At 60.7% G+C, this 12,664-nt stretch carries 13 protein-coding genes and 1 pseudogene; 8 read left to right on the top strand and 6 right to left on the bottom strand.

Going from position 1 to position 12,664, the window contains the following annotated elements; translation table 11 throughout:
* Nucleotides 1-42 precede the first annotated feature (42 nt).
* The gene (locus AB4Z52_RS09790; protein ID WP_442217714.1) at nucleotides 43-648 is read left to right on the top strand and encodes an EF-hand domain-containing protein; all 606 of its coding nucleotides are present in this window, start codon (nucleotides 43-45) and stop codon (nucleotides 646-648) included.
* Nucleotides 649-717: 69 nt separating this feature from the next.
* On the opposite strand, the gene AB4Z52_RS09785 is transcribed toward AB4Z52_RS09790, so the two are convergent.
* On the bottom strand, nucleotides 718-1,578 hold the full coding sequence (locus AB4Z52_RS09785) for an LOG family protein (protein WP_442217713.1): 861 nt from the start codon (nucleotides 1,576-1,578) through the stop codon (nucleotides 718-720).
* Nucleotides 1,579-1,800: 222 nt separating this feature from the next.
* Here AB4Z52_RS09785 and dapD point away from each other — a divergent pair, with 222 nt between their 5' ends.
* The 3 genes from dapD (at nucleotide 1,801) to AB4Z52_RS09770 (ending at nucleotide 4,598) form a co-directional block, all read left to right on the top strand.
* On the top strand, nucleotides 1,801-2,658 hold the full coding sequence (gene dapD / locus AB4Z52_RS09780) for a 2,3,4,5-tetrahydropyridine-2,6-dicarboxylate N-succinyltransferase (protein WP_442217712.1): 858 nt from the start codon (nucleotides 1,801-1,803) through the stop codon (nucleotides 2,656-2,658).
* Between the two features lie 157 nt (nucleotides 2,659-2,815).
* Nucleotides 2,816-4,009 carry a succinyl-diaminopimelate desuccinylase gene (dapE, locus tag AB4Z52_RS09775; RefSeq protein ID WP_442217711.1) on the top strand — a complete coding sequence of 398 codons (1,194 nt, stop codon included), beginning with the start codon at nucleotides 2,816-2,818 and terminating at the stop codon, nucleotides 4,007-4,009.
* Complete coding sequence (locus tag AB4Z52_RS09770) at nucleotides 3,996-4,598, top strand: hypothetical protein (protein ID WP_442217710.1); 603 nt, start codon at nucleotides 3,996-3,998, stop codon at nucleotides 4,596-4,598. Before dapE ends, AB4Z52_RS09770 begins: the two co-directional genes overlap by 14 nt.
* A 12-nt stretch (nucleotides 4,599-4,610) precedes the next feature.
* Here AB4Z52_RS09770 and truA read toward each other — a convergent pair whose 3' ends face one another.
* The 5 genes and pseudogenes from truA to def all read right to left on the bottom strand — a co-directional run bounded on the left by truA (nucleotide 4,611) and on the right by def (nucleotide 7,617).
* On the bottom strand, nucleotides 4,611-5,408 hold the full coding sequence (truA, locus tag AB4Z52_RS09765; protein WP_442217709.1) for a tRNA pseudouridine(38-40) synthase TruA: 798 nt from the start codon (nucleotides 5,406-5,408) through the stop codon (nucleotides 4,611-4,613).
* Nucleotides 5,408-6,343 (bottom strand): methionyl-tRNA formyltransferase, encoded by a 936-nt coding sequence (gene fmt, locus AB4Z52_RS09760; RefSeq protein WP_442217708.1) that lies wholly within the window; start codon nucleotides 6,341-6,343, stop codon nucleotides 5,408-5,410. The genes truA and fmt overlap by 1 nt, the downstream gene beginning before the upstream one ends.
* A gap of 22 nt (nucleotides 6,344-6,365) precedes the next feature.
* Nucleotides 6,366-6,784 (bottom strand): annotated as a pseudogene (locus AB4Z52_RS09755) (type II toxin-antitoxin system VapC family toxin).
* Complete coding sequence (locus AB4Z52_RS09750; RefSeq protein WP_442217707.1) at nucleotides 6,784-7,050, bottom strand: FitA-like ribbon-helix-helix domain-containing protein; 267 nt, start codon at nucleotides 7,048-7,050, stop codon at nucleotides 6,784-6,786. Before AB4Z52_RS09750 ends, AB4Z52_RS09755 begins: the two are co-directional and overlap by 1 nt.
* A gap of 51 nt (nucleotides 7,051-7,101) precedes the next feature.
* Entirely contained in the window at nucleotides 7,102-7,617 is a 516-nt protein-coding gene (gene def / locus AB4Z52_RS09745; RefSeq protein WP_442217706.1) for a peptide deformylase, read from the bottom strand.
* Between def and AB4Z52_RS09740 the strand changes: the two genes are divergently transcribed.
* From AB4Z52_RS09740 to AB4Z52_RS09725, 4 genes are all read left to right on the top strand, one after another.
* Nucleotides 7,607-7,816 carry a hypothetical protein gene (locus tag AB4Z52_RS09740; protein WP_442217705.1) on the top strand — a complete coding sequence of 70 codons (210 nt, stop codon included), beginning with the start codon at nucleotides 7,607-7,609 and terminating at the stop codon, nucleotides 7,814-7,816. The genes def and AB4Z52_RS09740 overlap by 11 nt on opposite strands.
* On the top strand, nucleotides 7,813-9,033 hold the full coding sequence (locus AB4Z52_RS09735) for a DNA recombination protein RmuC (protein ID WP_442217704.1): 1,221 nt from the start codon (nucleotides 7,813-7,815) through the stop codon (nucleotides 9,031-9,033). Before AB4Z52_RS09740 ends, AB4Z52_RS09735 begins: the two co-directional genes overlap by 4 nt.
* 61 nt (nucleotides 9,034-9,094) lie before the next feature.
* The gene (locus tag AB4Z52_RS09730; RefSeq protein ID WP_442217703.1) at nucleotides 9,095-9,994 is read left to right on the top strand and encodes a ribokinase; all 900 of its coding nucleotides are present in this window, start codon (nucleotides 9,095-9,097) and stop codon (nucleotides 9,992-9,994) included.
* 250 nt (nucleotides 9,995-10,244) lie between these two features.
* Nucleotides 10,245-12,605: a methyl-accepting chemotaxis protein gene (locus tag AB4Z52_RS09725; RefSeq protein ID WP_442217702.1), complete on the top strand. Its 2,361-nt coding sequence runs from the start codon at nucleotides 10,245-10,247 to the stop codon at nucleotides 12,603-12,605.
* Nucleotides 12,606-12,664 lie beyond the last annotated feature (59 nt).

The raw sequence follows: 12,664 nt of genomic DNA, 5'->3' as shown, positions 1-12,664 counted from the left end.
CCTACCGTCTGAGTGTGCTTCGGCAATCAAAGGAAAAAAGCGATGAACGGGAAAAAGATTCTTGTGGCCGCCGTTTCGGCAACTCTCTTAGTCGGCGCAGCCGCTGGTGCAAGCTTTGCAGCGCCCCGCGGGCACGACGGACGCGACGGGCATGGCCCCGGACGGTTTCACGGCATGCCTCCGGAAGTCATCTATGTGAGGATGCTCAAGCAGTTCGACACCAATGGCGACATGAAAATCTCGAAGGACGAGGCCAAGGCCGGCGTCGACAAGATCTTCGACGAGATCGACACCAACAAGGACGGCTCGATCACGCCGGGCGAACTTCGCGCCTATCATGAAGCGCGGATGAAGGAGTGGAAGGCCGATCGCGCCAAGATGGGTGACGACAAGACGAAGGGCGCCGACGATCAGGCCCAGAATGACGAGAATGGCGGTAGGCCTGAACGTCACGGCCGCCCGCATGGTATGCGCGAAGCCGGCATGATGCGCGAGGCGATGTTGTTCCACCGGGCCGACACGGATGAAAACGGCCAGATCAGCAAGCAGGAAGCGGAGGCTGCCATGGACAAGCTGTTCGACCGCATGGACCGCAACCATGACGGCTTCATCTCGCTCGACGACATGCCGAATTTCCCGCTGCTCTAGTCCAGCGGAGCTTCGCAATGACGACCGAAAGGCCCGCCACGTGCTGCGACGGCGGGCCTGTTCGTTTTATCAATGCTCGTAGAAGTCGGCGACGATCTTCCAGGCCTGCTCGGCGGTATCGACGAAGCTGATGAGCTTGACGTCGTCGGGGGCGATGGTGCCGAATTCGGCGAGCGCTTCGAAGTTTATGATCTTGCGCCAGAAAGCCTCGCCGAACAGGATGAGCGGCAGCCTTTCCATCCGCCCGGTCTGGATCAGCGTCAGGCACTCGAAGAATTCGTCCATGGTGCCGAAGCCGCCGGGAAAGACGGCAATCGCCTTTGCCCGCACCATGAAATGCATCTTGCGGATGGCGAAATAGTGGAAATTGAAGCTGAGCTCCGGCGTGACATAGGCATTCGGCGCCTGCTCGTGCGGCAGCACGATGTTGAGACCGATCGACGGCGCGCCGACGTCCGAGGCGCCGCGGTTACCTGCCTCCATAACGCCGGGGCCGCCGCCGGTCACGACGACATATTCGTGAAAGTCGAAGCCGGCGGAATAGCGTGAGCAAAGCCGCGCGAATTTCCGCGCCTCGTCATAATAGACGGATGCCGCCTCCAGATTGGCGCGCTGCACGTCGTTGCGTCCCGCCCAGGCGCTCTGACCGGGAGCGGGAATGCGGGCGCCTCCGAACATGACGACGGTCGACTTGATGCCGCGCTCGGTCAGCATCATCTCCGTCTTCAAGAACTCGAGCTGCAGGCGGATTGGCCGCAGTTCCTCACGGCAGAGAAAATCCTCGTCGGCATAGGCGAGCCGATAGGAGGGCGAGAGCGACTGCGGCGTCTTCTGGACGGCCTCGGCGCGCTGCTTGTCGGCGGAGCTGGTCTTTAACGGGTCCCATACACCGTCCTTGCGCCGCAGCTTGCCGTTTTTCGCCTTTGCCATTTCTATGCCTTTCAAGAACTATGCCGCAGAGACTGCTTGCGTTTCCGCATTCGCGCGCACAAGGGGATATGCAGCGATAACGCTTTCAATCCAAGTGCAATCCAAATGGAAAGATTATTCCATTTCACAGCCTCATGCTGTAGATGAGGACACCGGCCCGCCGATCAGATCTCGGATCGCTTTCCGGCCTTCACGATATCCATTGAAGTTTAAGGAATTCTCATGAGCGCCACCGACCTTGCCTCGCTTGAAAAGACCATCGAAGCGGCTTTCGACAATCGCGATAATGTGAATATGTCGACCCGCGGCGAGGTCCGGGATGCGGTGGAAACTGCACTGACCCTGCTCGACGGCGGCAAGGCGCGGGTCGCGGAACGTGGAAGCGATGGTAACTGGACGGTCAACCAGTGGCTCAAGAAGGCGGTACTGCTTTCCTTCCGCCTGAACGACATGCAGATCATCGAAGGCGGTTCGGGCGGCTCGGTCTGGTGGGATAAGGTCCCGTCGAAATTCGAAGGCTGGGGCGAAAATCGGTTCCGCGAGGCAGGCATCCGCGCCGTGCCGAACTGCATCGTGCGCCGTTCGGCCTTTATCGCGCCGGGCGCCATCTTGATGCCGTCCTTCGTCAATCTCGGCGCCTATGTCGGCGAGGGCACGATGGTCGACGCCTGGGCGACCGTCGGCTCCTGCGCCCAGATCGGCAAGCATGTGCATCTGTCTGGCGGTGTCGGTATCGGCGGCGTTCTGGAACCAATGCAGGCCGGTCCGACGATCATCGAGGACAATTGCTTCATCGGCGCCCGCTCCGAGGTGGTCGAAGGCTGCATCGTCCGCGAGGGCTCCGTGCTTGGGATGGGCGTGTTTATCGGCAAATCGACCAAGATCGTCGACCGCGCCACCGGCGAAATCACCTATGGTGAAGTGCCGCCTTATTCCGTCGTTGTCGCAGGCTCCCTACCCGCTGTCGGCACGATGGCCAACGGCCAGCCGAAGCCGAGCCTCTACTGCGCGGTCATCGTCAAGCGCGTGGACGAGCAGACCCGCTCGAAGACCGGCATCAACGAGCTTTTGCGCGACTGATCGCATCTCGTCAAAGGGCGTGCCGGATTGCCGGAGCGCCTACCTCTTTCTGGAGAGATGACAGCGTGGATACGATTCGCTAGACACGGGCGAAATCTTTGAAGTCTTTTCTGTCTTGCCATCGCTTTGCCACTTCCCGTCGGATAAATCGCTCGTCATGACCGCAACCGATCCCGTCGCCAACCTTCAGACCCTTATCCGATGCCCTTCCGTCACGCCGGCAGAAGGCGGCGCGATGACTGCCCTGACCGCCATGTTGTTGCCGCTCGGTTTCGAAATCGACCGGGTGACGGCGCGCGAACCCGGCATGCCCGACATCGAAAACCTCTACGCCAGGCTCGGCCGCAGCGGGCCGCATCTGATGTTTGCCGGCCATACCGATGTCGTGCCCGTCGGTAACGAGAGGTCCTGGAGCCATCCGCCCTTTGCTGCAGATATCGCTGACGGACAATTGTACGGCCGGGGGGCTGTCGACATGAAAGGCGGTATTGCCTGCTTTTCCGCCGCGATCGCCCGCCATGTTGCCAAGCGTGGCGCCCCTGACGGATCTGTCTCTTTCCTGATCACCGGCGATGAAGAAGGGCCAGCAATCAACGGCACGATCAAGCTGTTAGAATGGGCGGCCGAGAAAGGCGAGCGCTGGGACGCCTGCCTCGTTGGCGAACCGACCAATCCGGACCAGCTCGGCGATATGATCAAGATCGGCCGCCGCGGTTCGCTTTCCGGCAAGCTTACCGTCCACGGGATACAGGGGCATGCCGCCTACCCGCATCTGGCCGACAATCCGGTGCGCAGCATCATTGCGCTGACTGAAGCGCTGATGGACCCGCCGTTTGACAATGGCACGGACAATTTCCAGCCATCCAACCTGGAAGTCACGACGATCGACGTCGGCAACAGCGCTACCAACGTGATCCCGGCGACAGCGACGGCAAGTTTCAATATCCGCTTCAATGACACCTGGACTGCCGAAACGCTGAAGGCCGAGATCCTTGCACGACTGGACCGGACCGCGGCCGGCCACGCATTGCGCCACGGACGAGAACCGGCGCGGTACGACATCGTCTGGGCCGAGCGGCCGAGCCATGTCTTCCTCACTCGCAACAACGCCCTGATCGCCTCGCTCTCCTCAGCCATCGAGACTGTTACCGGACGCGTGCCCGGACTTTCCACCACCGGCGGCACCTCAGACGCCCGCTTCATCAAGGACTATTGCCCGGTGGTCGAGTTCGGTCTTGTCGGCCAGACGATGCATATGGTCGACGAACGCGTCGCCGTTGCCGACCTCGAGACGCTGACCGCGATCTACGAAGCCTTCATCGAACGCTGGTTTGCGAATGCCGACGTTTAAGGAAGTCCAATATTACCTTGCCGGCCTCTGGCTGCTGATCCGCATGGACCAGCGCGGGTTCCGCTATCTCGATATCTCAGAGCGTGGCGTCACGCGCTCCTTTTGGGCGATCCTCTGGTGCGCGCCGCCGATCGGCATTTCCTGGCTTTGGTGGCAGCAGGCCTATCTGTCGGAAATGCCGCCCCAGACGTCGGTGGGCCTTGCTTTCTTCCTGCGCCTTGGACTGGTGGAAGCCGCAAACTGGCTGGTGCCGTTGGTGCTTGCCGGGCTATTGCTGCTCATCTTCAAGATCGGCGACAAGTTTGCGCCGATCGTTGTTGCAGTAAACTGGCTGGGAATTCCGCTTGCCTATTTGAATGCCCTGTTGATTGCGCTTATCGCCTTTGTCCCCGGCTCCGCGGGGCTGACCGCCATTCTCTGGTTTGCCCTGATGCTGGCGCTGATCTTCGCGCTTGCACGTATTCTCAGAATGATCTGTGGCGCGCATCCGCTGTTCGTCGCGGCACTGACGCTGGTGCTGCTGGTGCCTTCGATGGTGCTTTCCGATTTCCTACAGCGCTTCCTGGACATCTATCCGCCAGGCTCTTGACGCTGATCCGGCTCATTGTGGTCGCTGCTGCTCACTCTGCCGAATTCGCCGGGCATTCGGATCGTCGGGATAATCCACCTGCATAAAGTATAGGCCTTCCGGCGGGGCAACGGGGCCGCAGGCCTTGCGGTCGCGCGCTTCGAGCGCAGCGCGCACGTCCTCGATGGCCCACTTGCCTTCACCGACCATTTTCAACGTTCCCGCAAACGAGCGGATCTGATTGTGGAGGAAGCTCTGCGCCGTTGCGCGGATCTCGAGCAGGTTGCCTTGACGCGTCACGTCGAGCCGGTCGAGCGTTCTGAGCGGACTGTTTGCCTGGCAGTGGATCGAGCGGAAGGTGGTAAAATCATGGTAGCCGACCAGCGTCTGTGCCGCTGTATGCATGGCCTCATGATCAAGCTCTCTCGACACCCACCATGCCCGGTGCGCTTCGAGTGCCAATGGCGCCTTGCGGCTGATGATCCGGTAGAGGTAGTGGCGACGGTGGGCTGAGAAGCGTGCATCGAAACTATCATCGACTTGCCTGGCGTCGATTACGGATACGCGTTCGCGCGCCTGGCCCAGGTAGGCGTTCAGCGCATTTCGCAACGTATTCGGCTCCCACTGCTTCGACAGGTCCGCATGAACGACCTGCCCCATCGCGTGGACGCCGGCATCCGTGCGGCCTGCACCGCGCACGAGAACCGTCTCGCGCGTCAAAGACAGGATCGCCGCTTCGACGGCTGCCTGCACCGAATGTCCATTCTTCTGACGCTGCCAACCGACATAGGGCCTGCCATCATATTCGAGCGTCATGCGGTATCGCGGCATCAGGTGAGCCTCGTGCCTGCAACGATCGGTGTGCCACGCAGGAAGTCGGCCGATGAAAGCGGCTTACCGCCGGCCTTCTGCAACATCGTCAACCGCACAGCACCGGTCTGGCATGCAATCGTCAGATCGCCGGTCAGCGCCTCCCCGACAACCCCCTGCCCTTCGGCAAGCTCGGAGCCCAATACCTTGATGCGCTCCAGTTTGCCTGCGATCTCCGCCTCGAACCAGGCGCCCGGAAAGGGCGACAGGCCACGGATGTGATTGTGCACGTCGGCGGCAGGCTTGGCGAAATTGATCCGGGTCTCACCCTTGTCGATCTTGGCAGCGTAGACAGCACCGTCGGCCGGTTGCGGCGTCAGGGGTAGCTCGTCCAGCTCGAGCTTCACCATCGCCTCCGTCATCGCCCGGGCGCCGACATGCATCAGCTTGTCGTGCAGCTCCCCCGCAGTCATCGTGTCGCCGATCTCGACTTCGCGGGTCAGCGCAACAGGTCCCGTATCCAGGCCCTTGTCCATCTTCATGACCATCATGCCCGTCTTCCGGTCGCCGGCCATTATGGCCCGCTGGATCGGAGCGGCACCCCGCCAGCGCGGCAGAAGCGAGGCATGGCCGTTATAGCAGCCGAGTGCTGCGCCATCGAGGATCTCCTGGGGCAACAGCAGGCCATAGGCAACGACGACGGCGACATCAGCCCCAAATTCGCGAAACCGCCAGCGATCCTCCGGATCCCTGAAATTGACCGGCGTCAGCACCCGCAGCCCCAGAAGCTCGGCTGCCTGGTGCACCGGCGATTTCTGCAGGTCGAGCCCACGACGACCGCCTGGCCTTGGCGGCTGGGTATAGACCGCAATGACCCGGTGCCCAGCATCGACCAACGAGCGCAGGGTTGGGACGGAAAATTCGGGCGTTCCCATGAATATGATGCTGAGCGACATTCGATCGTCCGTCGGGTTTTGTTCAGCTGTCTTCAAACGGGTTTATGAGCTTGAGATCAAGCCCCTCGACGTCTTTTGTGTTGCGCGTGGCAAGGCTTGCGCCATGGGTCAGGCAGATGGCGGCGATCATGGCGTCCTTGGTTTCCATGATATGTTCTTGCTGTTTCTGCTCTGCGCAGAGAGCCCCGTACCGATGCGCTGCAGCCAATGAATATCCGAGAATACGGCCCTCGAACTGAAGTTCGATGCGATCAAAGGTGGAGGCCAGTTGAGTACGGCGCTACATTTCGGGCAACATTGCGAGACCAAATCGGATTTCTGCGACAGCGATCGTCGTCAGAAAGAGTGCTTCGATCTGAAAACGTCGAACCATGCCAACAGCCGCTCGCTGTGCAGGCAGCCTTCCAGCTCGGATATTGCACTCGTATCAAGAACAATCATCACTCGAACCGAGGCGGCGCGCGATCGGGCTGATGGCGATATGCTGCGATCGCCGCGATTTCCGCCTCTTCTAACCTCTCGTCGCCAAGATTTGCGCGTAAGCGCTTTCCTGTGGTATCACCGGTCAGGTCTCCGCTCGCCAGAGATTTTCGCAATTGATCAATTGCCTCATCCGAAAGACTTCGGCCATTCAAGCGCGTGTTTTCCTGCAATTGCGCTTTCAATGCATCATCGATGCCACGTGGTAACAGATCGCCCACAGCCATCCTCCGTTGATATCAGTGATATCATAGGCGTTGGCAATTTCAGCCGTGCAATTAGAGAGCTTTAGCTTTCGCCGCCTTGGTGAACTTCTTGATCACCATGTCGCGCTTCAGCCGCGATATATGATCGATGAAGAGGACGCCGTTCAGATGATCTATTTCATGCTGGAGGCAGGTCGCAAGCAGGCCCTCGGCTTCGACCATCTGGTCCTTACCGTCGCGATCGATGTATTTCACCGTGACCTTTGCCGGCCGCTCGACTTCCGCATAATAGTCCGGGATGGAGAGGCAGCCTTCCTCATAGACGGAGCGGTCGTCCGACGAGGTGAGGATTTCGGGATTGATGAAGACCAGCGGCGTCCTTTCCTCGTCCTCGCGCGAAACGTCGATGACCAGCATTCGCCGCTCGACACCGATCTGGACAGCGGCCAGGCCGATGCCTGGGGCGTCATACATCGTGTCGAGCATATCCTGCGCAAGACGCTTGGTCTCGGCGTCGACGCGTTCGATGGGCTTTGAGACCTGGCGAAGCAGGGGATCGGGCAAAATGATGAGGGGCTTGATCGTCATAAAGTTTCCCTTAACCCATCTTTGTTTGGGAGGGAATTATCAAGATGCTCCAAAATCGCGATTTTTAGAGGCGGTGCCGAAAGTGCCGGCTGGCGAAAAGCAGCAAATTGCTTTGAAATCCATCATCGTGATGGGCTTGAAAATCTGTTCACGTTTTGATCTGGATATTGTCATGCGTTTTGCTATGCTGCTGCCATGAACTCAATTGCCCAGCCTGACAGCACCGTCATCATCCTCTTTGGACATCCGGTTCCGATCACCGCACTCATCATCGGCGCGGCCATCGTGATAGCAGCCTTGGGCTACGTCCTGTTGCAAAGCGGCAGGGCGCGCCGGCAGGCCGAAGAAGACACCCTCAAAGCCGGCGAGGCCGATCGTAGCATGGCGGAGCTGTTGCGCCTGCAAGCCGAGATGCAGGGGAGGCTCGCGACGATCGCCGAAGTCTTCGGATCACGGCAATCCGAATTCAACCAGGCGGTCAACCAGCGGCTGGACGGCATGTCGCAGCGCGTGAGCAGTACGATCCACGAACAGGGAAAGGCGACGCACGAGAACTTGCGGCGGCTGCAGGAGCGTTTGGCGGTCATCGATGCGGCACAGACGAATATCCAGTCCCTGGCGAAAGACGTCGTCGGCCTGCAGGCCATTCTCTCCAACAAACAGACGCGCGGGGCATTCGGTCAATCACGAATGGAGACCATCGTTGCCGACGGGCTGCCAATGGGGGCCTATGCCTTCCAGCAGACGCTTTCCAACGGCTCGCGACCGGACTGCACGATCAGAATGCCGAACGGATTGCCGCCGCTGGTCATCGACGCCAAATTCCCGCTCGAGGCCTGGAATTCGATCCGCGCCGCCGGCAATCCGGAGCAGGCAAAGATCGCCGCACAGCAGTTTCGTCGCGACATGGACGTGCATATCAAAGATATTTCCGAGAAATACTTTGTTCAGGGCGAGACGCAGGAAACGGCATTCCTGTTCGTCCCCTCGGAATCGATCTTCGCCGAGATCCACGAAAATTTCGAAGCGATCGTGCAGAAGGCACATCGGGCACGAATCGTCATCGTCTCGCCATCGCTGCTGATGCTGTCGATCCAGGTCATCCAATCGGTTCTCAAGGACCAGCGGATGAGGGAACAGGCGCATTTGATCCAGGGAGAAGTGGCGCATTTGATGGACGATCTCTCCCGTCTCGACGAGCGCGTGCGCAAGCTCCAGGGCCACTTCCTCAACGCGCAGAAGGACGTCGACATGATCGTGACGTCTGCCGACAAGCTTGCCCGGCGCGGCCAGCGGATCGAGGCACTGGAATTCGAGGCCACCGGCGACAAGCCGACCGGGGCATCCGACGAAATGCCGCGGGCAGTCGAAAGCCGGACCGGCCTTCTCAAGCTCAGGGTGGTTGACGAGGACTGAGTGCTTCGGGCAGTGTCGCGCCAAATCACAATGTCTAGCAAGACAGGGCGGGACCACCTTCATGATCACAGTTTTCGGCTCCATCAACATGGACCTCATCGCCACGACCGAACGCCTGCCGAAGCCCGGCGAGACAGTAGCCGGTACCGGATTTTCCACTGCCGCCGGCGGCAAGGGTGCCAACCAGGCGCTTGCCGCCCGCCGCGGCGGCTCGAGCGTGCGGATGGCGGGTGCTGTCGGCAATGACGGTTTTGCCGAACCTGCGCTGGCGCTTCTGAAGGAGGCCGGAGCCGACCTTTCATCCGTCAAGCGCGTAGCCGAGCCGACCGGCACGGCGCTTATCCTTGTCGGCGGTGATGGAGAGAATATGATCGCGGTCGTTCCCGGTGCCAATGGCACCGTGACGGCTGGAGATGCCGCAGCCGCAATCGGCGCGCTTGCCCCGAGAGATATCGTCATGCTGCAGCTGGAGATCCCGGCAAAATCTGTTGAGGAGGCGCTTGCCGCGGCAAAGCTCAAGGGCATAGCCACGATCCTCAATCTCGCCCCGCTCATTCCCGACGCGCCGCGGCTCGGACGCCTTGCCGATATCGTCATCGCCAACGAGACCGAGTTCGAGCGCCTAGCCGGCCAGGACGGGATGACCAATGACGATCGCGAGGCAGCTTTGCGCCGCCTTCATGCCGAAACGAAGCAGACCTTGATCGTGACGCTCGGCGGCGACGGCGTCATAGCAATCCGCGACAACGTCATCTCTCGCGCCTGCGGCCTCGTGATCGAGCCGGTCGATACCGTCGGTGCAGGTGATACGTTCTGCGGCTATTTCGCCGCCAGCCTCGACCAGGGCCTTGATTTCGAAACCGCGCTGCGCCGCGCCGCGGTTGCCGGATCTCTGGCCTGCCTAAAGGCCGGCGCCCAGCCGTCGATACCGCTTGCGAGCGAAGTCGCTTTGCACATCTAGGCGCCTGATAAAGTCGCGGTTCGAACAGAAATTGGCGCATCTGGCCGAACCGCCAAATACGGCTTTTCATCGGTATTTTAATCAATGCTCATTAATGCTTTTTTTGCCCTTGTGGGCCACTGTCCGGCTATCTGCCGCGCCTGAATTTCTCTTGCAGCGGCATCACCCGGCGACCCTATGATGGGGTCATCCTGTGCCGACCTTGCATCCGGAGAATGTCTATCCGACGCATCGTTCTCTTGAGGAAATGATGTCCATCTTTCGTACGAAGTCGCTTGCGGCCAAGCTCATCCTGGTCACCGGCATCGCCATCGCAATCGTGCTGTTCGTCTCGAATTTTCTGTTGATCGCGCAGACCCGTGACCGGGTCCAGACGCTGACGATGGATCAGGCCAACAGCGAAGCCAAATCCATCTCCAACGAAGTTGCAGCCAATATCGGCGAGCTTGCGAGCGCCGCACGCTCGATGGCGGGTATCATCGGTCGTGCCCATGAGGCCCACAACCTCGATCGCAAGGGCATCACCAATATCCTCAAGGCCAACCTCGAACAGAATGCCTTCGCATTCGGCAGCTGGTTCTGCGAACAGCTGGGCGCGTTCGACGGCAAGACAATGGAGCTCGCCAACAACAAGGACGAGGCTGTCAACGACAAGGGCGCCTTCACGCCGTACTGGTCGAAGACCAAGGATGGCGGCATCCAGTTCTCGACCTTCAACAACGACTACACCGCCGAATGGTGGTCGCTCGCAGCGAAGTCCGGCAAGGGTGCGATCACTGCTCCTTATTTGGCTGAAGGCACCGAAGTACCGACGACCATGAGCTCAATCGCCTATCCGGTCATGTCGGGCGGCAAGCTCCTCGGCGTTGCCGGCGTCGACATCTCGCTGGCCTCGCTTTCCGACAAACTACAGAAACTGCACCCATTCGGCACCGGCCGTGTGATGCTGCTTTCGCAGAGCGGCAAGTGGCTCGTTTCCTCAGACGCCAAGTTGCTGATGAAGGACTATCAGGGCGTCGGCGCCGATGCCGTGAAATCGGCTGTCGCCTCCGCGGCGCCGAGCATCGTCAAGGATCTTGGCGCCGATACCGAGGAACCTTTCGACCGGGTTGTCTATCCCTTCGCGGTGCCCGGCCTCAATGCGACCTGGGTCGTGCTTGTCGACGTGCCGCACAGCGCCGTTGCAGGGCCGGTTCGTGACCAGACCTACATGATGATCGCCGGCGGCCTGATCGTGCTCGCTGCGGTGATGATCGCGCTCTACTTCGCCGTGAGCACCTTTGTCAGAAAGCCTCTGGGCGGTCTGGTCGCCAGCGTCAACGGCCTCAGCGCCGGTCATTACGGCGAGCCCGTCGCCGGTCAGGACCGTGCCGACGAAATCGGCTCTGTCGCGAAGGCCCTGGAAGGATTTCGCTTCGCGCTGGCCGATGCGCGCCGGCTGGAAGCCGAGGCCCACGAGCAGCGCCACGCCGCCGAAGACGAGCGCGCCCGCTCGGAGACGGAACGCAGCTCCTCCATCAGCCTGCAGCGTCGGATTGTCTCGATCGTCGGCAATGGACTCGCCGAGCTTTCGAAGGGCAATCTCGGCCATCGTATCGCCGATGAATTCCCGGGCGAATATGGCAAGCTGAAGGAAGACTTCAACGCAGCGCTCACCAGCCTCGAGGAGACCATCGAGACGATGAGCCTCAGCGTCGGCAATATCGGCAACGGCACCGGTGAAATCAGCACCAGTGCATCCGACCTGGCCCGCCGCACCGAGCAGCAGGCCGCAAGCCTCGAAGAAACCGCCGCCGCCCTCAACCAGTTGACGGCTCAGGTCAATTCGAGCGCCGAGAATGCCAGGACCGCCGCCGGCAGCGTCAATGCCGCCTCGGAAGATGCCGGCAAATCGGGCGAGATCGTTCAGAAAGCCATCGCTTCCATGCGCGGCATCGAACAATCGTCCACGGAAGTGTCGCGCATCATCGGCGTCATCGACGAGATCGCTTTCCAGACCAACCTGCTGGCGTTGAATGCCGGCGTCGAAGCGGCGCGTGCCGGTGAGGCCGGCAAGGGCTTTGCCGTCGTCGCACAGGAGGTGCGTGAACTGGCACAGCGCTCGGCCACGGCTGCCAAGGAGATCAAGACCTTGATCAACACATCGGCCGGCCAGGTCAAGGAAGGCGTCGATCTCGTCGGCCGCGCGGGTGGCGCGCTGCACAAGATCGCCGAGCAGGTCGTGGAGATCAACGGTCTCATCCGCCAGATCTCGGCATCTGCTAGCGAACAGGCGATCGGGCTGAAGGAGATCAACTCCGCGATGAACCAGATGGACCAGGTTACGCAGCAGAATGCGGCAATGGTCGAAGAGACCACGGCGGCCAGCGTCGCTCTCAATGATGAAGCGCAGACGTTGAAGACGCTGGTGGCACGCTTTAGCATCTCCGGCCAGCACGGGCAGCCCGTTCACAGCGCCTCGTCGGCGCTGCGTGCCACCGCCCAGCAGATGCGCACTCCACCCGCCCGCCGGACAGCACCATCCGGACCCATCGCAACCCCTGCCCGCAAGCCTCAGCCACAGATCCGCGGCACATCAGCGCTTGCACGGGACGAGTGGGAAGAATTCTGAGCCAACAAGAACGAAGACAAAAAAAGGCCGCCGGAGCGATCCGGCGGCCTCTCACTAAG

It is taken from the genome of Rhizobium sp. 2YAF20 (assembly GCF_052114685.1).
GTDB lineage: Bacteria > Pseudomonadota > Alphaproteobacteria > Rhizobiales > Rhizobiaceae > Rhizobium.
The sequence above is the reverse complement of the archived record's forward strand: the minus strand, read 5'-3'. Positions and strand labels throughout refer to the sequence as shown.

Coding starts and splice junctions, on each gene's coding strand:
- AB4Z52_RS09790 (WP_442217714.1), top strand. CDS start 43: ATGAACGGGAAAAAGATTCTTGTGGCCGCCGTTTCGGCAACTCTCTTA.
- AB4Z52_RS09785 (WP_442217713.1), bottom strand. CDS start 1,578: ATGGCAAAGGCGAAAAACGGCAAGCTGCGGCGCAAGGACGGTGTATGG.
- dapD (WP_442217712.1), top strand. CDS start 1,801: ATGAGCGCCACCGACCTTGCCTCGCTTGAAAAGACCATCGAAGCGGCT.
- dapE (WP_442217711.1), top strand. CDS start 2,816: ATGACCGCAACCGATCCCGTCGCCAACCTTCAGACCCTTATCCGATGC.
- AB4Z52_RS09770 (WP_442217710.1), top strand. CDS start 3,996: ATGCCGACGTTTAAGGAAGTCCAATATTACCTTGCCGGCCTCTGGCTG.
- truA (WP_442217709.1), bottom strand. CDS start 5,408: ATGCCGCGATACCGCATGACGCTCGAATATGATGGCAGGCCCTATGTC.
- fmt (WP_442217708.1), bottom strand. CDS start 6,343: ATGTCGCTCAGCATCATATTCATGGGAACGCCCGAATTTTCCGTCCCA.
- AB4Z52_RS09750 (WP_442217707.1), bottom strand. CDS start 7,050: ATGGCTGTGGGCGATCTGTTACCACGTGGCATCGATGATGCATTGAAA.
- def (WP_442217706.1), bottom strand. CDS start 7,617: ATGACGATCAAGCCCCTCATCATTTTGCCCGATCCCCTGCTTCGCCAG.
- AB4Z52_RS09735 (WP_442217704.1), top strand. CDS start 7,813: ATGAACTCAATTGCCCAGCCTGACAGCACCGTCATCATCCTCTTTGGA.
- AB4Z52_RS09730 (WP_442217703.1), top strand. CDS start 9,095: ATGATCACAGTTTTCGGCTCCATCAACATGGACCTCATCGCCACGACC.
- AB4Z52_RS09725 (WP_442217702.1), top strand. CDS start 10,245: ATGTCCATCTTTCGTACGAAGTCGCTTGCGGCCAAGCTCATCCTGGTC.